Raw genomic sequence first — 22,502 nt, 5'->3', positions numbered from 1 at the left:
CGGAGGCACGAACAGGATCAAAGATGAATGACGGCCAGGTCCAGCCGGCCGTATTCGCCTTCGCTGTGCTCGCTTCTGGGCGGTACGTGGTGGGTTTTCATCACCTGATCCCCTTGCAGGGTTTCCAGGTGAATGTCGAAGCCCCAGAGGCGGTGCAAGTGTTTAAGCACTTCCTCGGTGGACTCGCCCAGCGGTTTGCGGTCGTGTTGCTGGTGACGCAGGGTCAGGGAGCGGTCTCCGCGGCGGTCGATGCTGTAGATCTGGATGTTGGGTTCGCGATTGCCCAGGTTGTACTGCGCGGCCAGGGTTTCCCGAATGGTGCGGTAGCCATCTTCGTCGTGGATGGCCGGTACCAGCAGGTCGTCCTTCTGGTCATCATCGAGAATGCTGAACAATTTCAGGTCGCGGATCACCTTCGGCGAGAGGTACTGCAGGATGAAGCTTTCATCCTTGAAGCTGCTCATGGCGAACTTGATGGTGGATAGCCAGTCGGTGCCGGCGATTTCCGGGAACCAGCGATAATCTTCTTCGGTGGGGGTTTCACACATGCGCCGGATATCACGGTACATGGCAAAGCCCAGGGTGTAGGGGTTTATTCCGTTGTAGTACGGGCTGTCGAAGCCCGGCTGGAAGACCACGCTGGTGTGGGACGTCAGGAACTCCATCATGAAGCCGTCGGTGACCAGGCCTTCGTCGTACAGGTCGTTCATCAGGGTGTAATGCCAGAACGTGGCCCAGCCTTCGTTCATCACCTGAGTCTGGCGTTGCGGGTAAAAATACTGGGCGATCTTACGCACGATCCGCACGATCTCCCGCTGCCAGGGCTCCAGCAGCGGCGCGTGTTTTTCGATGAAATACAGGATGTTTTCCTGCGGTTCGGCGGGGAAGCGTGCGTTGTCCCGGTCGCTGTACTTGTCCGCGCCTTTCGGAATGGTGCGCCACAGATCGTTGATCTGTTTCTGCAAATGCTCCTCCCGGTCCTTTTGCCGACGACGTTCTTCCTCGGCGGAAATCGGGTAAGGGCGTTTGTAGCGGTCAACCCCGTAGTTCATCAGCGCATGGCAGGAGTCCAGCAGGTCCTCGACCGCGTCGATGCCGTGGCGCTCTTCGCACTGCATGATGTACTGCTTGGCGAACACCAGGTAATCGATGATCGAGCTGGCGTCGGTCCAGGTGCGAAACAGGTAGTTGCCTTTGAAGAAGCTGTTGTGCCCGTAGCAGGCGTGAGCCACCACCAGCGCCTGCATGCAGATGGTGTTTTCTTCCATCAGGTAGGCGATGCAGGGGTCCGAGTTGATCACGATTTCGTACGCCAGCCCCATCTGCCCGCGAGTGTAGGATTTTTCGGTGCTGAGGAAGTGTTTGCCGTACGACCAATGGTGATAACCCAGCGGCATACCGACGGAGGCATACGCATCCATCATCTGCTCGGCCGTGATCACTTCGATCTGGTTAGGGTAGGTGTCGAGCGCATAGCGAGCCGCGATACGACTGATTTCGCGGTCGTAGGCCTGGATCAGCTCGAACGTCCATTCGGAGCCGGTGGAAATGGGTTGGCGCTTCTGCTCTTTGGCGGTCATGTCACTAACCTGCGCTGGAAGAGTTCACGGAAGACCGGATAGATATCCCCGGCCGAGACCAGTTGTTGCTGGGCAAAAGTGTCTGAAAAGGCTTCGGCGATGCGCTCGTACTCGAACCACAGGGCCTGATGTTCGCGCGGGGTGATCTCAACGTAAGTGTAGTACTGCACGAACGGCATGATCTGGTTGATCAGAATGTCGCGGCAGATCGGCGAGTCGTCATTCCAGTTATCGCCGTCGGAAGCCTGGGCGGCGTAGATATTCCACTCGTTGCTCGGATAGCGTTCGGCCATGATCTCCTGCATCAGTTTCAGCGCGCTGGAAACGATGGTGCCGCCGGTTTCGCGGGAATAGAAGAATTCTTCCTCATCCACTTCCCGGGCACTGGTGTGGTGGCGGATGAAAACCACGTCAATCTTGTCGTAATTACGTTTGAGGAACAGGTACAGCAGGATAAAGAAACGCTTGGCGATGTCCTTGGTCGCCTGGGTCATGGAGCCGGACACGTCCATCAGGCAGAACATCACCGCCTTCGAGCTGGGGTTGGGTTGCTTGACCAGCAGGTTGTACTTGAGGTCGAAGGTGTCGAGGAACGGTATGCGATGAATGCGCGCACTGAGTTTTTCTATTTCCGCCTCGATTTCCTGAATATCGCCGAAGTTGTCCGGTTCTTCCTGCCTGAGTCGCAGCAATTCCTCTTTGGCTTCGCGCAGTTTCGCCCGGCTGCTGCCGGACAGGGCGATTCGTCGGGCGTGGGCCGAGCGCAAGGTGCGGATGATGTTGATCCGCGACGGGTTGCCTTCGTTGCTGATGCCTGCACGAACGGTTTTGAAGGTATCGGTGCCGGTCAGGTTGCGCTTGACCAGATTGGGCAGTTCCAGGTCCTCGAACATGAACTCGAGGAACTCTTCCTGGGTGATCTGGAAGACGAATTCGTCCATGCCTTCACCCGAGTTGCCAGCCTTGCCGGGCCCTCTGCCGCCGCCACCTCCGGGCGGACGGGCGATGTGTTCGCCGCTGGTGAACTCTTTGTTGCCGGGATGCACGACGGTCTGTTTGCCCCCGCGACCGTGGTGAAGCACCGGCTCGTCGATGTCGCGGCCGGGAATGCTGATCTGTTCGCCGTGTTCCATGTCGGTGATGGAGCGCCGGCTGACCGCCTCTTCGACAGCCTTTTTGATGTGATCACGGTAACGCCGCAGAAACCGCTGACGGTTCACCGTGCTCTTGTTCTTGCCATTGAGACGTCGGTCGATCACATAGCTCATGACTGCTCCTTAGAAGCTGTCCTGAAAGGGGCGAGCGGTGATGCAGCATCGGACCGAAGGCCAAGGGATATTCAACGCTCCCCCAAGCGCTTTGGATGCTGCCTGAACTCGCTACCGACTTTCGAACACCTTCCAGAGGCCTGTGTAACAGAAAATGCGTACACAGGCCTCTGGCTGACGACAACCGGTCTGACCGGCAGCGGGTTATTGTGATTTTCTGACCCGCAGGTACCACTCGGACAGCAGTCGTACCTGTTTGTCGGTGTAGCCCCGCTCGACCATCCGTGTGACGAAGTCGTTGTGTTTCTGCTGGTCCTCTTTGCTCGCCTTGGCGTTGAAGCTGATGACGGGCAGGAGGTCCTCGGTGTTGGAGAACATTTTCTTCTCGATGACCACCCGCAGTTTTTCGTAGCTGAGCCAGGTCGGGTTCTTGCCGTTGTTGTTGGCACGGGCGCGCAGCACGAAGTTGACGATTTCGTTGCGGAAATCCTTCGGATTGCTGATGCCGGCCGGTTTTTCGATTTTCTCCAGTTCTTCGTTCAGCGCCACGCGATTGAGGATCTCGCCGGTTTCCGGGTCGCGGTATTCCTGGTCCTGGATCCAGAAGTCGGCGTACAGCACGTAGCGATCGAAGATGTTCTGGCCGTACTCGCTGTACGACTCGAGGTAGGCGGTCTGGATTTCCTTGCCGATGAACTCGATGTAACGCGGCGCCAGGTACTCCTTGAGGAAGCGCAGGTAGCGTTCGCGGGTTTCAGCCTGGAATTGTTCCTGTTCGATCTGTTGTTCCAGCACGTAGAGCAAATGCACCGGGTTGGCGGCGATTTCGTGCGGATCGAAGTTGAAGACCTTCGACAGAATCTTGAACGCGAAACGGGTCGACAGACCGTTCATGCCTTCGTCGACACCGGCATTGTCGCGGTATTCCTGGATCGACTTGGCTTTCGGATCGGTGTCCTTGAGGTTTTCACCGTCGTAGACCCGCATCTTGGAGTAGATATTCGAGTTTTCCGGCTCCTTGAGGCGCGAGAGCACGGTGAACTGGGCGAGCATCTTCAGCGTGTCCGGTGCGCAGTGCGCCTTGGCCAGGGAGCTGTTGAACAAGAGCTTGTCGTAGATCTTCACTTCGTCGCTGACCCGCAGGCAGTACGGCACTTTGACGATGTAGATCCGGTCGATGAAGGCTTCGTTGTTCTTGTTGTTGCGGAAGGTGTGCCATTCCGATTCGTTGGAGTGAGCCAGCAGGATCCCGGTAAACGGAATCGCCCCCAGACCTTCGGTGCTGTTGTAGTTGCCTTCCTGGGTGGCGGTCAGCAATGGGTGCAGCACCTTGATCGGTGCCTTGAACATTTCGACGAATTCCATCAGGCCCTGGTTGGCCCGGCACAGTGCGCCCGAGTAGCTGTAGGCGTCGGCGTCGTTTTGCGGGAATTCTTCCAGTTTGCGGATATCGACCTTGCCCACCAGTGCCGAGATGTCCTGGTTGTTTTCGTCTCCCGGCTCGGTTTTGGCCACGGCGATCTGGTTGAGGATCGACGGATAGAGCTTCACCACGCGGAACTGGCTGATGTCGCCGCCGAACTCGGCCAGGCGTTTGGTGGCCCATGGCGACATGATGGTGTTGAGGTAGCGCCGCGGAATGCCGAAGTCTTCTTCGAGGATCGCGCCATCTTCGGTGGCGTTGAACAGACCCAAAGGAGATTCGAAAACCGGCGAGCCTTTGATCGCGTAGAAAGGCACTTTCTCGATTAGCTGTTTCAGCTTCTCGGCCAGGGACGATTTACCGCCGCCGACGGGGCCGAGCAGATAGAGGATTTGTTTTTTCTCTTCCAGGCCCTGAGCGGCATGGCGGAAATACGAGACGATCTGGTCGATGCATTCTTCCATCCCGTGGAAGTCTTCAAAGGCCGGATAGCGGCGGATCACCTTGTTGGAAAAGATTCGCGAAAGCCTCGAGTTGGTCGAGGTGTCGAGCAGCTCCGGTTCTCCGATGGCCAGCAACAGACGCTCGGCGGCGGAAACGTAGGCGCTGCGGTCCTTTTTGCACAGCTCCAGGTACTCTTGCAGTGAGAGTTCTTCCTGGCGTGTGGACTCGAAGCGTTGTTGGAAGTGGCTAAAGATACTCATGACGTCACCTCGCTCGATACGTGGAGCCGACGCCGGATCAGTCAGTCGATGCTGGCAGCGACCGGATATGCAGTCGCTGTTTACCCCCCAGAACCCTTTCAAAGCGTACCGCCCCGAAAGCTACTCCCGATGACCCGCGCGCCGGTGTACCGGCTCTCCCCTGTTTTGGATGGCCTGCGCTTAAGGATAGTTGCTTATTCGGGAGGTAAAGGCGAGATACGTAATTAGTTGTGGCAGACCGTTCGTCTGCCACCGCGCGAGCCCGCGGCAGCCGGGGCTTGCACGTTACAAAAAAATTATTCGGAAGTGCCTTGCGCGGTTTCCGAAGGATAAGTCGTACGCCACAGCTCAAAACCGCCGTCCATGCTGTAGACATCGGAGAAGCCCTGGCTGATCAGGTAGGCCGCTGCGCCCTGGCTGGAATTGCCGTGATAGCAGACCACCACCGTCGGTGCGTCCAGGTCTGCGCCCTGAATGAAAGCATGCAGGGAATGGTTGTCCAGATGCTTCGAGCCGCTGATGTGCAGCGCGGCAAATGTTGCCGGGTCTCGAACATCGACTACCACTGCGCCTTGTTCGCGCAGGGCCTGGGCCTGTTCTGGGGGGATACGTTTGAATTCGCTCATGGCGGGCTCCTGTGGCTCGGCTGAAAGCGCAGTCTAGCGCCGGGCGCTGGCTGGCGTTTGTTCTGAAATAGGGGAGGCGACTGACGGCAGGAAGGTGTGGCCATGCTCGTCGCATTTGCACTGAAGGCGTTCAAGGGTGTCGACGTTCATCAGGGTCATCGACCCGCCCCAGACGCAACCGGTGTCGAGGGCGAAGATGCCCGGCTCGTTGCACTGGCCTTCGAGCGCTGCCCAGTGGCCGAAGATGATCTTCACGTCCCTGGTCTTGCGCTCCTTGTAAGTGAACCACGGCGCGTAACCTGGCGGTGCGGTGTCGACGCCTTCCTTGCCCTTGAGGTCGAGTTTGCCTTCGCTGGTGCAGAAACGCATGCGGGTGAAATAGTTGGTGATCACGCGCAGGCGGGTTACGCCTTTGAGATCGCCGTCCCATTTCAGCGGTTCGTTGCCGTACATGCCGTCGAGATAAGGCGCGAAGCGATTGTCGTCGCGCAGGGCCTCTTCGACTTCGGCAGCGCACTTCAGGGCTTTGCGCAGCGACCATTGCGGGGGAATGCCGGCGTGGACCAAGGCGATGTTGCGCTGCTCGTCGTAATGCATGAGCTTTTGCTGGCGCACCCATTCCAGCAGTTCCACACGATCCGGCGCTTCGAGAATCTCGCGCAGGGTGTCGGCTTTCTTCAGGCGTTCGATGTTATGCCCGGCGGCCAGCAGATGAAGATCGTGGTTGCCGAGCACGCACACCAGTGATTCGCGAATGCTATAGAGGAAGCGCAAGGTTTCCAGCGACTGCGGGCCACGGTTGACCAGATCGCCCACCAGCCACAGTTTGTCCCGGGCAGGGTCGAAGGCGACTTGCTTGAGCAGGCATTTCAACGGTTCGAGGCAACCTTGCAGGTCGCCAACGGCATACGTTGCCATCAGTGCAGGGCTCCGGGCACCGCCAGACGGAATGGAGCGATGATGGCGTCGAAGTGTTTGCCGTCTTCGGCAATCATTTGATAGCTGCCTTGCATGTTGCCGACCTTGGTCGTCATCACCGTGCCACTGCTATAGGTATGGCTCTCGCCTGCCTTGATCAACGGCTGTTGGCCAACCACGCCGGCACCGCGAACCTCCTCGACATGCCCGTCACCATCGGTGATCACCCAGTGCCGCGACAACAGCTTGGCCGGTAATTCGCCATTGTTGTGCACGGTGATGGTGTAAGCGAAGGCAAAGCGGTTTTGCTCGGGTTGCGATTGTTCTGCCAGATAGCGGGTGACGACGCTGACGTCGACCTGATAACGAGGATCGGACATTCAAGAGGCCTTAAAAACGAAGCGGGACGCGGGGCGTAGCTGATGGAACTCAGTCTAGGCCAAGTATCGGGTAGTAAACCAGACATGAGGGCTGGTGTCCTACCCGATAACGCTTGTTGCCTGTCAGTCGGCGGCGGGTTTCTGTAGGACTTGTTCGCTGAGTTTGTCGGCCAAGCGTACGAAGGCGGCCAGATCGAGCTGCTCCGGGCGCAGGCTGCCGTCGACACCGGCTGCGGTGATTTCGTCGTTGCTCAGCAGCAACTTGAGGGTGTTGCGCAGGGTCTTGCGGCGCTGGTTGAAGGCTTCGCGCACGACGCGCTCCAGCAAGCGGTGATCCTTGGCCGGGTGCGGCAGTACGGCGTGAGGCACCAGGCGCACGATGGCAGAATCGACTTTCGGCGGCGGGTTGAATGCGCCGGGGCCAACGTTGAACAGGTGCTCTACACGACAGTGGTACTGAACCATGATCGACAGACGACCCCAGTCACCGCCGCCAGGGCCTGCCGCCAGACGCTCGACCACTTCTTTCTGCAGCATGAAGTGCATGTCGCGAATGATGCCTGCGTTGTGCAGCAGGTGGAAAATCAGCGGCGTGGAGATGTTGTACGGCAGGTTGCCCACCACGCGCAGGCTGTTCGGCGCGGCGTTCAGGCTGTTGAAGTCGAACTTCAGCGCATCGCCCTGGTGCAGGTTGAAATTGCTCTTGCCGGCGAACTGCTGGTTGAGGATCGGGATCAGGTCTTTATCCAGCTCTACTACGTCCAGCTGGGCACCGCTGTTCAGCAGGCCCTGGGTCAGCGCACCCTGGCCCGGACCGATTTCCAGCAGGCGGTCTTCGGGCTTGGCATGGATGGAGCGCAGGATGCGGTCGATAACGCCGGCATCGTGCAGGAAGTTCTGGCCAAAGCGTTTGCGCGCCTTGTGTTGGTAATGCTCGGTCATAAACGGGTCTCGGCCATCTGGTAGGCGGTTTCCAGGGCGACTTGCAGGCTGCCGGTGTCGATTTTGCCGCTGCCGGCCAGGTCCAGGGCAGTGCCGTGGTCGACCGACGTGCGGATGATCGGCAAGCCGAGGGTCACGTTGACTGCTGCGCCGAAGCCTTTGTATTTCAGCACAGGCAAGCCCTGGTCGTGGTACATCGCCAGCACCGCGTCGCAGTGCTCCAGATATTTGGGGGTAAACAGAGTGTCGGCGGGCAGGGGGCCGCGAAGGTCCATGCCTTCGCCACGCAGGCGCTCTAATGTAGGTTCGATGATGTCGATTTCTTCATGGCCCAGGTGTCCGCCTTCGCCGGCATGGGGGTTGAGCCCGCACACCAGGATACGCGGCTGGGCGATGCCGAATTTTTGTTGCAGGTCGGCATGCAGAATCCGCGTGACCCGCTCCAGACGCTCCGGTGTGATTGCATCGGCAATCTCGCGAAGGGGCAGGTGAGTGGTGACCAGCGCCACGCGCAATCCGCGGGTCGCAAGCATCATCACCACTTGCGCGGTCTGCGTCAGGTCGGCGAGAAATTCTGTATGCCCGGAAAAGGCGATACCCGATTCGTTGATCACGCCCTTGTGCACAGGGGCGGTGATCATGCCGGCGAAATGCCCGTCCAGGCAGCCTTGACCAGCGCGGGTTAGGGTTTCCAGAACGAAAGCAGCATTGGCTTTGTCGAGTTGACCGGCAGTCACCGGCGCATTGAGCGGCGTATCCCAGACATACAGGCTGTTGGCTGGCGCGGGGGCATCCGGCCAGCTGTCCGGGGTCACCGGCAGCAAATCAACGACCACGCCCAGCTGCGCGGCCCGCTCAAGGAGCAGGTCGCGGCTGGTAATGGCAATCAGGGGATGTGGCTGGGCTTGCGAGGCAACCAGCAGGCACAGGTCGGGACCTATGCCGGCCGGTTCGCCGGGTGTCAGCGCGAAACGTTGGGGTTTCACTGCGCTGCCTGGTCTGCACCAGGGAGTTTGATCTCTACGTACGCTTCGTCACGGATCTGACGCAGCCAGGTTTGCAGCTCTTCGTCGTATTTGCGGTTACGCAGTACGGTCATTGCTTGCTGCTCACGGGCCTGGGTGGTGCTGTCAGTGGCGCGGCGGCCAAGGACTTCCAGGACGTGCCAGCCATATTGGGTCTGGAACGGCTTGGACAGCTGACCTTGCGGGGTATTGGCCATCACTTCGCGGAACTCGGGCACCAATGCATTCGGGTCGATCCAGTTCAGGTCGCCGCCGTTGAGGGCGGAACCCGGGTCTTCCGAGAAGCTTTTCGCCAGTTCGCCGAAATCTTCGCCCGCTTCGATACGGGTGTAGAGCGATTGGGCCAGGGCCTTGGTTTTTGCTTCGTCGCGGATCGGGCTAGGTTTGACCAGGATATGACGCACGTGTACTTCGTCACGGGTCTGGGTCTCGCCGCCACGCTTGTCAAGGATCTTCAGGATGATGAAGCCACCCGGCGTGCGCATCGGCTGGGTGACATCGCCGACCGACATGGTGCTCAGCATGCGATCGAACGGAGGTGGCAATTGAGCGGCTTTACGCCAGCCCATGTCGCCGCCTTCCAGTGCGGTTTCGCTGGCGGACTTGGCGATTGCCAACTGAGCGAAGTCAGCGCCTTGCTTGAGCTGCTGGTAAACCGCGTCGGCCTGTTTGGCAGCACTCTGAATCGCATCGGAGTTAGCACTTTCCGGTGTAGGAATCAGGATGTTGGCCAGGCGGAACTCTTCGGACAGCTGCATTTTGCCAAGGTCGGAAGCGAGGAAGTTCTTCACTTCCTGCTCGGACACTTGAATGCGCTCAGCCACACGGCGTTGACGCACGCGGCTGATGATCATTTCACGACGAATCTGCTCGCGAGCGTCTTCATAAGACAGGCCATCACGAGTCAGGGCCGCGCGGAATTGATCGATCGACATGTTATTGCGCTGGGCAATGGTGCCGACCGCCTGATTCAGCTCTTCATCGGTGATGCGAATGCCGGAGCGTTCGCCGATCTGCAGTTGCAGGTTTTCGACGATCAGGCGCTCAAGCACCTGCTGATCCAGCACGCTGGCCGGCGGCGCAGCAGAACCGCGTTTGGCGATGGTTTGCTGAACTTCATGAACACGTTGGTCCAGCTGGCTCTGCATGACCACATCGTTGTCGACAATGGCCACCACTTTATCGATGGACTGTACCGCGGCATTCGCCGCAGTACCCAGGAACAGCGCGCCCAGCATCAGCGGGCGCAGACAATCAGAAAGCTTGGTCTTCACGTTCACGATAACCTTGGATGCCTTTGTCGAGGAAGCTCTCTACTTTTTGGCCAACAACGCCGCCGAGACCTTTCAGAACGATTTGGAGGAAGATGCCATGGTCGCCTTTTTCGTTTTGCGGAGCTTCCTGACTGAATTCGTCATAGGAAACCCAGTAACGGTTGATCAGGCGCAGTTTCCAGCAGCAGTTGTCGTACTCGAAACCACCAAAGGCTTCCAGGGTACGGTTCTGGTTGTAGTCATACTGCCAGCGGCTGATGGCGTTCCATTGCGGCACGATCGGCCAGATCACCGAGAAGTCGTGCTGCTGGATCTTGTAGTAGTCCTTCACGTAACCCGGGGTGCCCGGCGTGCCGTAGTCACCACCACCCACCGACCATTGACCGGTGTTCTGGTCGTAACGGACCTGGTCATTGCGATAGCGATAGCCGGCGTTGATGACCTTGTTCGGGTTGTCTTCAGGCTGGTAGTGGAACATCGCACTGCCCGAGCGAGGGCTGTGGCTGTCCGGATCCCAGTTGTAATCGGCAGTCGTGCGCCAATCGCGGTTCCAGCGGTATTCGTATTCCAGCGCATACGGAGAAACGTTGGCCTGCGCATCTTCGCGGGTTTTTGCGTCGATACCCGGCAACTGGACTTCGCGATCCTTGAAGTACAAGGCCTGGCCGACGCTGATGCGTTGACGTTCAAAGCCGTTTTCTTCGATCCAGCGGCTGGTCACGCCCAGCGACAGTTTGTTCTCGTCGCCGACGCGGTCGGAGCCCGAGAAGCGGTTGTCGCGGAACAGCGACGCATAGTTGAAGGTGTACTCGCCGGTGTCGAAAACCGGAATGTCCTTTTGGTCTTCTTCAGGGACATACAGGTAGAACAGGCGCGGTTCCAGGGTCTGGCGATAGTTCTTGCCGAACCAGGTGGTGTTGCGATCGAAATACAGGCCGCTGTCGACGCTGGCGATCGGGACGCCGCGGTTTTGCGAGCTGCTGAAGGACTCGCCAAGCGCCGAAGCGTTATTGCGGTTCGTCAGGAGATCGTTTTTACCGGTGCCATCGAGATCCAGGTCGTACTGGGTGTATTGATATTTGAGCGATGGCTTGACGAAGCCATACGTCCAGTCCAGCGGCAGGCTCACGCCTGGCTTGAGGTTCAGACGATTACCGTTGGCACGAGCCAGGCCCGCTACGTTGGTGTCCAGACGAGGCGACAGGTTGCCGTCTTCATCGGAGAACGAGCCCGTTTGCAGGTCTCGCTCGAATCGCACGATTTCTGTTTCGTAGTCGAAATTCAAACCGTTCGGGTGCGTTGGCAACTGACCGTTGAAGGTGAGCTGTGGCAGGCGGTCGTACGGTGTGATGTTCGATACGGTCGCCAGCTGATAGGCCTGGGCATTGAGGCGTGCAACGTAGCTGTCGCCACGATAGCTGACAGAGCCCTGCTGGTTCACGTAATCGGACGACTTCACGCCAAGCTGGTCGGTCTGCAGATCCTGGAAGTAATACGGATCGCTGATCTTGGTGTAGTCGACCTGCGTGAACACCCGCGAGTCGAGACCGCCCTTGTGCTGCCAGTTGTACATGTAGCGGGTTTTTTCGTAATCCGTTTGAAGCTTGCGATCGTCGTCCTCGTCGTTGAGGTACGCGGCGCCGAACTGACCTTCGGTGGACTTGGTCAGGTAACGGAACTCGCCTTCCATCAACAGGCCGCGCTTGCTCATGTAGCGCGGGTACAACGTGGCATCGTAGTTCGGCGCCAGGTTGAAGTAGTACGGGGTGACCAACAGGAAGCCAGTGTCGCTGCCGCTGCCAATGGTTGGCGGCAGGAAGCCGGACTGACGACGATCATCGATCGGGAAGTAGATGTACGGCGTGTACAGAACCGGAATGTCCTTGACCCGCAGCGTCACGTTGGTCGCGGTACCGAAACCGGTCGCCGGGTTCAAGGTGATGTTGTTGCCCTTGAGCTGCCAGGCGTTGCTGTTCGGTTCGCACGTGGTGTACGTACCATCCTTGAGGCGAATGATCGCGTTTTCGGCACGCTTGGCGTACAGCGCGTTACCGCGGATACGGGATTTGTGCATCACGTATTCAGCGTTGTCGACCTTGGCTTCGCCGGTGTCGAGCTGCACTTCGGCGTGGTCGCCGACGATCAGCGCGCCGTTGTCGCGAATGCGCACGTTGCCGTCCAGCTCGCCACGGCTCTCGGCCTGGTAGAGGTTCGCTTCGTCGGCTTCGGCCTGCATGCTGCCCTGACGCAGGACCACGTCACCGGCCAGGGTAGCGATCTGTTCATCCTGCTTGTAGCGAGAAGCCTTGGCACCGACAAACGTCGGGGCGTCACTTTTATTCGTCTTGTCATTCATGCCAGGACGAATTGGTTCGATATAGGAACCAGAGCAGTAAGGACCGGTTTCGGCCAATTGCGCTGCAGTGAGATTCTCGCGCGGAACCCAGTCGAGGTGACTGTAGTCTGCGCTACGGGACTTGAGGGCGCGGCCCTTGGATTCGGTGACCAGCACAGGCTTGGTGCCGGTGTCTTCACTGGCGCCGCTCTCGGTAGGTGCTTCACCGGTTGCGGAGACTGCGCTGCCCTCATGGATGGGACGCGGTGGCAATGCAGCCGCCGACGTCTTGGGCGCACAGTTCCAGGCACCCGAAGCAGAGACTGAGCAGTCATACTGTTCCGCGGCGACCACGAACGAAGTGGCTAGAGGTTGCAGGGCCAGCAGACTGCCAGTGACCAACAACGGAAATTTTTTACGAAACGCGGGGGATTTCAATGCCATCTTATTAGTCCGGGCTTCCTGCGTGCCATCTGCCCGCGGTGTGGGCCGCACGCCTCTCGATGGTCTGAAAAAGATGCTGGATAATAAAGCATGACCCGCTTGACGGCTAGCGCCGTCGGAGACCCTTGCAATGCCTGACCAAGATGTACGTTTGCAACACCTGAAAGTTTGGCTCGATGAGCAGTTGGCGACCCTCTTTGCAGAGCAGAGTTGGGGCGCCGTACCCCCGGCCACGTTGACCGCGGCCAGCAGTGATGCGAGTTTTCGGCGCTATTTCCGTTGGGAAGGCGGCGGCAAAAGTTTCGTCGTAATGGACGCGCCGCCGCCCCAGGAAAACTGCAAACCCTTCGTGGATATCGCTTTTTTGCTGGCGAAATCCGGAATAAATGTGCCGAAAATTTATGCCGAAGACCTCGAGCGCGGTTTTCTTTTGCTCAATGACTTGGGCAACAAGACCTATCTGGACGTTATCGACAGCGAAAATGCCGACGATTTGTTCAAGGATGCCTTGCAGGCTCTGTTGGCTTTTCAGCAGTTGCCGATGGTTGCTCCGCTGCCGAGTTATGACGTGGCGCTGTTGCGTCGCGAGCTGGAATTGTTCCCCGAGTGGTTTGTGAAGCGTGAGTTGGGCATCGAGTTCGACCCTGCGCAGCAAATGCTCTGGCAGAACGTGTCGCAGCTGCTGATCGACAGCGCCCTGGCGCAACCGAAAGTCCTGGTGCATCGCGACTACATGCCGCGCAACCTGATGCTCAGCGAGCCGAATCCCGGCGTGCTGGATTTCCAGGATGCGGTCTATGGCCCGGTGACCTATGACGTGACCTGCCTGTTCAAGGACGCGTTCCTGAGCTGGCCCGAGGAGCGAGTGCACGGTTGGCTGCAAGATTACTGGCAGCAGGCAGGCGCCCTCGGCATTCCCGTCCAGCCAGACTTCGAAGACTTCTTGCGCGCCAGCGACCTGATGGGCGTGCAGCGTCACCTGAAAGTCATTGGTATCTTCGCCCGCATCTGCCATCGCGATGGCAAGCCGCGTTACCTCGCCGACGTGCCGCGCTTCTTTGCTTATATAGAAGCAGTGATCGCCCGCCGTCCTGAACTGGCGGAACTGGATGTGTTGCTGCTGAGTCTGCGTGCTGGAGTGAATGCATGAAGGCAATGATTCTGGCTGCGGGTAAAGGCGAGCGCATGCGCCCGCTGACCCTGACCACGCCAAAACCGCTGGTCCGCGCTGGCGGGGTGCCGCTGATCGAGTATCACCTGCGCGCGCTGGCCGCTGCCGGGTTTACCGAAATCGTGATCAACCATGCCTGGCTGGGACAGCAGATCGAAGACTATCTGGGCGATGGCTCGCGTTATGGCGTGAGTATCCAGTACTCGCCCGAAGGTGAACCGCTGGAGACCGGTGGCGGGATTTTCCGTGCATTGCCATTGTTGGGTGATGAGGCGTTTGTGGTGGTCAACGGTGATATCTGGACCGACTATGACTTCAGCGTCTTGCATCAACCCATCAGCGGCCTGGCGCATCTGGTGTTGGCGGATAACCCGAGCCACCACCCGGCAGGCGATTTCACGCTGGTCGACGGGCGAGTGCACGACGGCCAGGCAGATTCGCCGACCCTGACTTACAGCGGCATTGCAGTGTTGCATCCGCAGCTGTTCGACGGGCACACCGCCGGGGCGTTCAAGCTTGCACCGCTGCTGCGCACGGCCATGGCCGATGGGCAAGTCTCGGGTGAGCGGCTGAGCGGACGGTGGGTGGATGTCGGAACTCACGAGCGTCTGGCGGAAGTTGAAACTCTGATTGAAGCGAGTCGCTGAGATGCTGTGGCCAGGGACTCTGATTGGAGCCGGAGCGGGCTTTGCCATTGCCAGCATTCCGGGGGCCTTGCTCGGCGCTTTATTGGGGCAGGCGCTGGATCGGCACCTGCAATTGCATTCGTGGGGACATTTGCGTGAAAAGCTCGGTGGCAGGCCGGTGCTGCGCAACGATGAGCTGCTGTTCGTATTGCTGGGACGGCTGGCCAAATGCGATGGGCGAGTGGTAGACGGACATATCCAGCAGGCGCGCCTGGAAATGCAGGCACTGGACATGTCCGAGTCGGCCAAGCGTCGGGCAATTGCCGCGTTCAACCGCGGCAAGTCGGGCCGTGACCGGTTGCGCGGTTATCTGCGACGCTTGAGTGAGCAACCCCATGCGGCGGAAGGCGTATTGCGCGCCTGTTGGCGAATGGTCTGGGCCGATGGTCGTGCCGGGCATGCCGAGCGCGAACTGATTCGCCAATGGGGTAAATGGCTGGGCTGGACGTCGTATCAGGTGCAGGCGCTGGCGTCTGACTATGAGCCGCACAAGCAATCGTCGGCCGGCACTGCCATCACTTATCAGGAAGCGTTGTCGCTGTTGGGTGTGTCTGCCACCACCGAACCGGCGCAGATCAAACGCGCCTATCGGCGCCTGCTGAGTCGTCATCATCCGGACAAAATTGCCGGCAGCGGTGCGACGGCGTTGCAGGTGCGCGAGGCAACGGACAAGACGCGCGAATTGCATAACGCCTATACGTTGATTCGTCAGCGGCGGGATTTCAAGTGATGCGTCGTCAGTGATGACGCCTTCGCGGGCAAGCCTCGCTCCTACAGGTACGATGAAGTCCTGTAGGAGCGAGGCTTGCCCGCGAAGGGCGCGACTCGGTCTATCAGTCCGCCGCAGCCTGAGGATTCAACCAGCCCCGCACCCGGCGAACCAACTGCTCCTGCTCTGCTTTCGAGTCACCCGGCAACGCCTTGAGCGATACCTGACTGAACGCCGAACCTTTCAAGCGCTTGCTGGCCTGCAAGCGTTCCAGAGCCGCATTGCGGTCCAGCGGCTTGTCCTTATAGAAGATGTCGGCGGTGGGCAGTTTTAGTGTCGGCGTCAGCTCAGCCAGGCCAGGTTTCGCTGCCACGGGCGTCTGCGCGGCGACCATCGCGAACTTCTCGACTTGCGAGGGCTGCCTCTCGCTCAGATAACGCGCGGCCCAGTAAGCGCCGGTGCCATGACCCAGCACCACGATGCTGCGAGCGCTCTGCTGTTCGGCGTAGGCAACAGCCGCATCGATGCGTGCAAAAATTCGTTCGGCGTCGGCTTTGACCTGTTCATCGCTGGTTTCAGCAATGGCCTTGTCGGCCACCTCCGCTTCACCGCCCGCCGCCTGCTCGATGGGCGCCGCCGTGGTCGAATCCTTGCTGCCGGCATCAGGTGCTTTGGGCGATGGCGTTAGTTCAACGATACGTGGCGCAATGGCATCGCTTTGCACGTCTGGCAAGGTGATACTCAGGCTGCTCCACTCGGCGTCCGGCAATTGGCGCCGCAACGGGCCGATTGCCTGCGGCCAGTCAACGGTTTCGCCCGCGCCCGGGATGATAATCACCGCACCCTTGGGGTCAGCGGTATTGGCCGGTTTCCACAAGGCCAGAAACGTGTCGCTGCCGGCCTGGAGTTGTTGCTGTTCCTGAGCGGGGATTTTTCGCTCAAGTGCTGCCGCTTCTTCCTGACTACGCTCAAGCAGCGGCTGACGTTCGACCGGTTTTTCTTCTGCGGGTTTTTCCGCGGCGGCCGGTGCCGGGTCTGCGGCCTCGACGGAAAAGGCGCAAGGCAGGATCAGCGACAGGCACAATGCTGGCAGTGCCAGGCGGTAGACAGGGGGCATCGGATATTCCAGGCCAGAAGTGGTTCCGGCAGCCTAATGGGTTGGTCAGTATTTGTCAGTGTGTGAGATTTCAATGATGCGTTTTTGCTGTCTGTGGGTTATCGGCTGTTTGTGGTTTCCCTTGATGGGCTGGGCGGCGCCTGCGCCACCGGAGCACATCGCGCAGTTGTCTGCGAGCCAACAGCAATGGCTCGCGCAACATAATGAATTACGCGTCGGACTGGTGTTGCAAGTGCCCTATGCGCAATACGATCGCCGTTTGCAGCGGCTGTCCGGGGTTAACGTCGAGCTGATGAAATGGCTGGCAAAAGCGCTCAAGGTCGAGCTGAGCTGGCGTAACTATCCCGACCTTGCGCAACTGGAAGCCGCCGCGCGCGAAGGTGAAATCGACATCGCCCCAGGGTTGGCGCAAACCCCCGGCGGCCTGCGCCTGTGGCAGTTTTCCGATCCATACATGCGGGTGCCGCAACTGGTGGTCAGCGACCAGAAGGGCGCCGGCGTGGTCGAGCTGGAAAAACTCGACAGCCAGACCCGCGTCGCCGTACGCATGCCCAGCGCCACCGCCGATTACCTGCGCAGCAATTACCCGCACCTGAATCTCCAGGGCGTGCCGATCGAGCGTCAGGCACTGCAACTGTTGTTGAGTCAGCAGGCCAGTTATGCCGTGGTCGACGAAGCGCAATTCGGGCGTTTGTCCGTCGAACCGGAGTTTGCCGGGTTGGTGGTGGTCGGTGATATTGGCCTGCCGCAACTGCTGCGCGTGGCTACACGGCGGGACTGGCCGGAACTCGCCGGCATCATCGAAAGCGCGCTGCGGGCGATCCCCGCCAAGGACCTGGAGCAACTGCACAACCAATGGCTGCAAGCCAAATACCCGCGACTGACCGAGTCGCCGGGTTTCTGGCAGAACCTCTGCCTGCTGTTGGCGGTGTTGATGCTGAGCTGCATGGCGATCGTGGTCTGGCAGCGTCGGCAGCAACACAGTCTTGAGCAACGGTTGTTGGTGGCTCGGGAAGACATTGCCTTGCGTGCCGCCAGCGAAGAAGCATTGCGCCTCACCCAGTTTTCCATCGACCAAAGCACCGTCGGCATTCTCTGGGTCAACTGGGACAGCCATGTGCGCTACGCCAACCGCGCCGCGGAAACCATGCTCGGCTATCCGTCGGGTGGCATCATCGATCGGCCGTTGATCGACTTTGAACCGGGTCTGCACATGGACCGCTGGCTGAACCTGTGGAAACGCGCCCGTGCCAGTGAAGAAGGGCCACTCAGCTTTGAAACCAATTGCCTGCGAGCCGATGGCAGCATTCTGCCGACGGATGTGTCGTTGAGCTTCCTGCGTTTTCGCGATGGTGAATATCTGGTGGTCTACCTCAACGACGTTACTGAGCGTCGTCGTGCGCTGGCCGCGTTGCAGGAAAGCGAGGCGCGTCTGCAAGGGATCGCTGCCAACGTACCGGGATTGGTCTTTCGCCTGGAGCGGGCTCCGGTGACAGGGCAGATCGACTTTGCCTACATCAGCGAGGGCAGCGAGAGCCTGGTCGGTTACTCGCCGGCGACCCTGGCCCACCGCGACAAAGGCCTGCGCAGCCTGGTGCATCCGGACGACAAGGCCAGTTACCACCAGGCGCAGGATCATGCGCTGGACACTGACAGTGACTGGTCGTGGCAAGGGCGGATTCTCACGCGCCAGGGCGATCAGCGTTGGGCCGAGATCAAGGCCATCACGCGTCGCCTCGATGACGGCACCTATGTCTGGGACGGCATCGTCTGGGACATCAGCGAGAGCAAACGCATCGAGCTGGAACTGGCCAGCTCCCGTGAGCAATTGCGTGAATTGTCCGCACACCTGGAGAGCGTGCGAGAAGAGGAAAAGGCGCGCATCGCCAGGGAAGTTCACGACGAGTTGGGTCAGATGTTGACCGTGCTGAAACTGGAAACGTCCATGTGCGAACTGGCCTACGCCCAGCTCGACCCAGGTCTGAATGAACGTTTGAACAGCATGAAGCGCTTGATCGCTCAGCTGTTCCAACTGGTGCGCGATGTGGCCACGGCGTTGCGGCCGCCAATTCTCGATGCCGGTATTGCTTCGGCCATCGAATGGCAGGCCCGGCGTTTCGAGGCGCGCACGCAGATTCCGTGTCTGGTGCAAGTGCCGGAGAACTTGCCGGTGCTCAGCGATGCCAAGGCGATCGGCTTGTTCCGGATCCTTCAGGAAGCACTGACCAATGTCATGCGGCATGCCCAGGCGCATACTGTTGAACTGACATTGACGCTTGAGGGCGACGAGTTGTGCCTGACTGTCAGCGATGATGGCGTAGGATTTGTCGCCGCTACTGGCCGGCCAACATCCTTCGGGGTTGTGGGCATGCGCGAGCGGGTGTTGATCATGGGCGGGGAGCTGTCGCTTGAAAGTGAGCCGGGGGAGGGTACAACGTTGAGTGTGCGCGTACCTTTGGATGAGGCCTGAAGAATTTGTGTTGGTTTTACTGACGCCTTCGTCGGAACGCCGCCCGGAGCCGGCTCGCTCCCACACGGATTGTGTGAACGCCACAGATCCAAATGTGGGAGCGAGCCTGCTCGCGAATGATCTTGAATCTGGAGAAAGACCGTGATCCGTGTACTGGTAGCCGAAGACCACACCATCGTTCGCGAAGGCATTAAACAACTGATCGGCCTGGCCAAGGACTTGCTGGTGGTGGGCGAGGCGAGCAATGGCGAGCAGTTGCTCGAAACCTTGCGTCATGTGCCTTGCGAAGTGGTGTTGCTGGACATCTCGATGCCGGGCGTCAATGGCCTGGAAGCGATTCCGCGGATTCGCGCACTGAACAATCCACCGGCGATCCTGGTGTTGTCGATGCACGACGAAGCGCAAATGGCTGCCCGGGCGTTGAAGGTCGGCGCGGCGGGTTACGCGACCAAGGACAGCGATCCGGCGCTGCTGCTGACGGCGATCCGCAAGGTCGCGGCGGGCGGTCGTTACATCGACCCGGACCTGGCCGACCGCATGGTTTTCGAAGTCGGCCTGACCGATTCGCGGCCGCTGCATTCGTTGCTCTCGGAGCGCGAATTTTCGGTGTTCGAACGCCTGGCCCAGGGCGCCAACGTCAACGACATCGCCCAGCAACTGGCCCTGAGCAGCAAAACCATCAGCACCCACAAGGCGCGGCTGATGCAGAAACTCAACATCACATCCCTGGCTGAACTGGTGAAGTACGCCATGGAACACAAACTGCTCTAACACGATTCACCACGGATCCTGTAGGAGCGAGGCTTGCCCGCGAAGCTTTTAGCGTCAGTAAGATCGCCTTCGCGGGCAAGCCTCGCTCCTACGAAACGTTGTGGCATATCCATTTGCGACATGCCTTTAAAACCGCTATCGCCGCTCCGTAAGGCTCGCAGCTCACCACCTGCCCCCATCCCGAAACGACATACCCATCCCCGCCATCCTTGTAGGGCAATCCCTACCCCCAACCTTCCATCCGGCTGAGGCGATTCTCTCCTGCGCCCCGATTTGCGTGCTCCCCAGCGTCCACTAGGCTTAGTCCACAGCAGTCATCAATAACAAAGGTGTGGGTATGAGCCAGGTCGATTCAAGCGCAGGGGCCAATGACATTCTGGTCAGCTTTCGTGGAGTGCAAAAGAGCTACGACGGCGAGAACCTGATCGTCAAAGACCTCAACCTGGACATTCGCAAAGGCGAGTTCCTCACGTTGCTCGGGCCATCCGGTTCCGGCAAAACCACCAGCCTGATGATGCTCGCCGGTTTCGAAACCCCGACCGCCGGTGAAATCCTCCTGGCCGGGCGCGCCATCAACAACGTGCCGCCGCACAAGCGCGACATCGGCATGGTGTTCCAGAACTATGCATTGTTCCCGCACATGACCGTCGCCGAGAACCTCGCGTTCCCGCTGACCGTGCGCGGCTTGAACAAGAGCGATGTCAGCGACCGGGTCAAACGTGTCCTGAGCATGGTTCAGCTCGAGACCTTCGCCCAGCGTTATCCGGCGCAACTGTCCGGTGGTCAGCAACAGCGTGTGGCCCTGGCCCGTGCATTGGTGTTCGAACCGCAACTGGTGCTGATGGACGAACCCCTCGGCGCACTCGACAAACAACTGCGCGAACACATGCAGATGGAGATCAAGCATCTGCACCAGCGCCTCGGCGTGACCGTGGTCTACGTGACCCACGACCAGGGCGAAGCCTTGACCATGTCCGACCGCGTGGCGGTGTTCCATCAGGGCGAAATCCAGCAGATCGCCCCTCCACGCAGCCTCTACGAAGAACCGAAAAACACCTTCGTCGCCAACTTCATCGGCGAGAACAACCGTCTCAACGGCCGCCTGCACAGCCAGACCGGCGATCGTTGCATCGTCGAACTCGGTCGCGGTGAAAAGGTTGAAGCGCTGGCGGTCAATGTCGGCAAGACCGGCGAACCCGTCACGCTGTCAATTCGTCCGGAACGCGTGAGCCTCAATGGTTCGAGCGAGTCCTGTGTCAACCGCTTCTCAGGGAGGGTGGCGGAATTCATCTATCTGGGCGACCACGTCCGGGTTCGCCTGGAAGTCTGCGGCAAGACCGACTTCTTCGTGAAACAACCGATTGCCGAGCTCGATCCCGGGCTTGCTGTCGGCGACGTGGTACCGCTTGGCTGGGAGGTCGAACACGTTCGCGCGCTCGACCCACTTCTAGAGGCGAACTGATCGCCCCCTGCTTCAACCAACCCTGCACGTGGAGAGAACAATAAATGTTGAGATCCCTGAAATTCACCGCCCTGGTCATGGGCATGATCGGTGCGGCACACGCGATGGCGGCGGGCCCGGACCTGACCGTGGTGTCCTTTGGCGGGGCGAACAAGGCCGCGCAGGTCAAAGCCTTCTACGCACCGTGGGAAGCGGCGGGTAACGGCAAGATCGTGGCGGGCGAGTACAACGGCGAGATGGCCAAGGTCAAAGCCATGGTCGACACCAAAAGCGTGTCCTGGGACCTGGTAGAAGTTGAGTCGCCAGAACTGTCCCGCGGTTGCGACGAAGACATGTTCGAGCAACTCGACCCGGCGCTGTTCGGCAAGACCGAAGACTACGTCAAAGGCGCTATCCAGCCTTGCGGCGTAGGTTTCTTCGTGTGGTCGACCGTGTTGGCCTACAACGCTGACAAGCTGGCCTCCGCACCCACCAGCTGGGTGGATTTCTGGGACACCAAGAAATTCCCGGGTAAGCGCGGCCTGCGTAAAGGCGCCAAGTACACCCTGGAATTCGCACTGATGGCCGACGGCGTTGCGCCGAAAGACGTCTACAAAGTGCTGGCCGGCAAAGACGGTCAGGACCGCGCGTTCAAGAAGCTTGATGAGCTGAAACCAAACATCCAGTGGTGGGAAGCCGGCGCACAACCGCCGCAGTACCTCGCTTCCGGTGACGTGGTCATGAGCTCGGCCTACAACGGCCGGATCGCTGCCGTGCAGAAAGAAAGCAACCTGAAAGTCGTGTGGAACGGCGGTATCTACGACTTCGACGCATGGGCCATTCCAAAAGGCCTGGACAAGGCACGTGCTGAAGCGGCGAAGAAATTCATCGCGTACTCGGTGGCGCCGCAGCAGCAGAAGACCTACTCGGAAAACATCGCCTACGGCCCGGCCAACACCCAAGCCGTACCGCTGTTGTCCAAGGATGTCCTGAAAGACATGCCGACCACCCCGGAAAACATCGCCAACCAAGTGCAGATCGACGTCAGCTTCTGGGCTGACAACGGCGAGCAACTGGAGCAGCGCTTCAATTCCTGGGCTGCGAAATAAGACCACCCCGTGGGCTTATCGACTCCCGTAGGAGCGAGGCTCGCCCGCGAAGACGTCAGCACATTCAACATCAATGTTGACTGACACGCTGCCTTCGCGAGCAAGCTTC

18 protein-coding genes are annotated in these 22,502 nt (G+C 59.5%); 7 read left to right on the top strand and 11 right to left on the bottom strand.

Annotated elements, in window-relative coordinates:
- Positions 1-17 precede the first annotated feature (17 nt).
- From KGA97_RS01245 to KGA97_RS01200, 10 genes are all read right to left on the bottom strand, one after another.
- The gene (locus KGA97_RS01245) at positions 18-1,580 is read right to left on the bottom strand and encodes a SpoVR family protein (RefSeq protein ID WP_008027050.1); all 1,563 of its coding nucleotides are present in this window, start codon (positions 1,578-1,580) and stop codon (positions 18-20) included.
- Entirely contained in the window at positions 1,577-2,848 is a 1,272-nt protein-coding gene (locus tag KGA97_RS01240; RefSeq protein ID WP_008035961.1) for a YeaH/YhbH family protein, read from the bottom strand. The genes KGA97_RS01245 and KGA97_RS01240 overlap by 4 nt, the downstream gene beginning before the upstream one ends.
- A gap of 204 nt (positions 2,849-3,052) precedes the next feature.
- Positions 3,053-4,975 (bottom strand): PrkA family serine protein kinase, encoded by a 1,923-nt coding sequence (locus KGA97_RS01235; RefSeq protein ID WP_008027052.1) that lies wholly within the window; start codon positions 4,973-4,975, stop codon positions 3,053-3,055.
- Between the two features lie 296 nt (positions 4,976-5,271).
- A complete protein-coding gene (glpE, locus tag KGA97_RS01230; protein ID WP_008027054.1) occupies positions 5,272-5,601 on the bottom strand; it encodes a thiosulfate sulfurtransferase GlpE in 330 nt (109 codons plus the stop codon).
- A 33-nt stretch (positions 5,602-5,634) separates the two neighbouring features.
- The gene (locus tag KGA97_RS01225) at positions 5,635-6,519 is read right to left on the bottom strand and encodes a symmetrical bis(5'-nucleosyl)-tetraphosphatase (protein ID WP_223452642.1); all 885 of its coding nucleotides are present in this window, start codon (positions 6,517-6,519) and stop codon (positions 5,635-5,637) included.
- Positions 6,519-6,899: a Co2+/Mg2+ efflux protein ApaG gene (apaG, locus tag KGA97_RS01220; protein ID WP_008027059.1), complete on the bottom strand. Its 381-nt coding sequence runs from the start codon at positions 6,897-6,899 to the stop codon at positions 6,519-6,521. The genes KGA97_RS01225 and apaG overlap by 1 nt, the downstream gene beginning before the upstream one ends.
- A 123-nt stretch (positions 6,900-7,022) precedes the next feature.
- Positions 7,023-7,841, bottom strand: a complete 819-nt coding sequence (gene rsmA, locus KGA97_RS01215; RefSeq protein WP_008027060.1) for a 16S rRNA (adenine(1518)-N(6)/adenine(1519)-N(6))-dimethyltransferase RsmA — start codon at positions 7,839-7,841, stop codon at positions 7,023-7,025.
- Positions 7,838-8,827 (bottom strand): 4-hydroxythreonine-4-phosphate dehydrogenase PdxA, encoded by a 990-nt coding sequence (gene pdxA, locus KGA97_RS01210; RefSeq protein ID WP_223480076.1) that lies wholly within the window; start codon positions 8,825-8,827, stop codon positions 7,838-7,840. Before pdxA ends, rsmA begins: the two co-directional genes overlap by 4 nt.
- Positions 8,824-10,140, bottom strand: coding sequence for a peptidylprolyl isomerase SurA (surA, locus tag KGA97_RS01205; RefSeq protein WP_223436287.1), 1,317 nt, complete (start codon positions 10,138-10,140; stop codon positions 8,824-8,826). Before surA ends, pdxA begins: the two co-directional genes overlap by 4 nt.
- The gene (locus KGA97_RS01200; RefSeq protein ID WP_223436289.1) at positions 10,121-12,919 is read right to left on the bottom strand and encodes an LPS-assembly protein LptD; all 2,799 of its coding nucleotides are present in this window, start codon (positions 12,917-12,919) and stop codon (positions 10,121-10,123) included. Before KGA97_RS01200 ends, surA begins: the two co-directional genes overlap by 20 nt.
- A gap of 130 nt (positions 12,920-13,049) precedes the next feature.
- Here KGA97_RS01200 and KGA97_RS01195 point away from each other — a divergent pair, with 130 nt between their 5' ends.
- The 3 genes from KGA97_RS01195 to KGA97_RS01185 are packed head-to-tail and all read left to right on the top strand — an operon-like array spanning position 13,050 to position 15,506.
- On the top strand, positions 13,050-14,069 hold the full coding sequence (locus tag KGA97_RS01195) for an aminoglycoside phosphotransferase family protein (protein ID WP_008035966.1): 1,020 nt from the start codon (positions 13,050-13,052) through the stop codon (positions 14,067-14,069).
- Positions 14,066-14,737, top strand: coding sequence for an N-acetylmuramate alpha-1-phosphate uridylyltransferase MurU (gene murU, locus KGA97_RS01190; RefSeq protein ID WP_192229283.1), 672 nt, complete (start codon positions 14,066-14,068; stop codon positions 14,735-14,737). Before KGA97_RS01195 ends, murU begins: the two co-directional genes overlap by 4 nt.
- Position 14,738: 1 nt before the next feature.
- On the top strand, positions 14,739-15,506 hold the full coding sequence (locus KGA97_RS01185; protein WP_008035968.1) for a TerB family tellurite resistance protein: 768 nt from the start codon (positions 14,739-14,741) through the stop codon (positions 15,504-15,506).
- Positions 15,507-15,609: 103 nt separating this feature from the next.
- Here KGA97_RS01185 and KGA97_RS01180 read toward each other — a convergent pair whose 3' ends face one another.
- Positions 15,610-16,602, bottom strand: a complete 993-nt coding sequence (locus tag KGA97_RS01180) for an alpha/beta hydrolase family protein (protein ID WP_223480075.1) — start codon at positions 16,600-16,602, stop codon at positions 15,610-15,612.
- Between the two features lie 73 nt (positions 16,603-16,675).
- Here KGA97_RS01180 and KGA97_RS01175 point away from each other — a divergent pair, with 73 nt between their 5' ends.
- The 4 genes from KGA97_RS01175 (at position 16,676) to KGA97_RS01160 (ending at position 22,393) form a co-directional block, all read left to right on the top strand.
- Positions 16,676-19,072, top strand: coding sequence for a PAS domain S-box protein (locus tag KGA97_RS01175; protein WP_223480074.1), 2,397 nt, complete (start codon positions 16,676-16,678; stop codon positions 19,070-19,072).
- 141 nt (positions 19,073-19,213) lie between these two features.
- Positions 19,214-19,843: a response regulator transcription factor gene (locus KGA97_RS01170; protein ID WP_003210977.1), complete on the top strand. Its 630-nt coding sequence runs from the start codon at positions 19,214-19,216 to the stop codon at positions 19,841-19,843.
- A 337-nt stretch (positions 19,844-20,180) separates the two neighbouring features.
- A complete protein-coding gene (locus KGA97_RS01165; protein ID WP_008027079.1) occupies positions 20,181-21,305 on the top strand; it encodes an ABC transporter ATP-binding protein in 1,125 nt (374 codons plus the stop codon).
- 44 nt (positions 21,306-21,349) lie between these two features.
- The gene (locus tag KGA97_RS01160; RefSeq protein ID WP_008035977.1) at positions 21,350-22,393 is read left to right on the top strand and encodes an ABC transporter substrate-binding protein; all 1,044 of its coding nucleotides are present in this window, start codon (positions 21,350-21,352) and stop codon (positions 22,391-22,393) included.
- The last annotated feature ends 109 nt before the right edge of the window (positions 22,394-22,502 follow it).

This window comes from Pseudomonas sp. BF-B-15 (genome assembly GCF_019946675.1).
GTDB lineage: Bacteria > Pseudomonadota > Gammaproteobacteria > Pseudomonadales > Pseudomonadaceae > Aquipseudomonas > Aquipseudomonas migulae.
The sequence above is the reverse complement of the archived record's forward strand: the minus strand, read 5'-3'. Positions and strand labels throughout refer to the sequence as shown.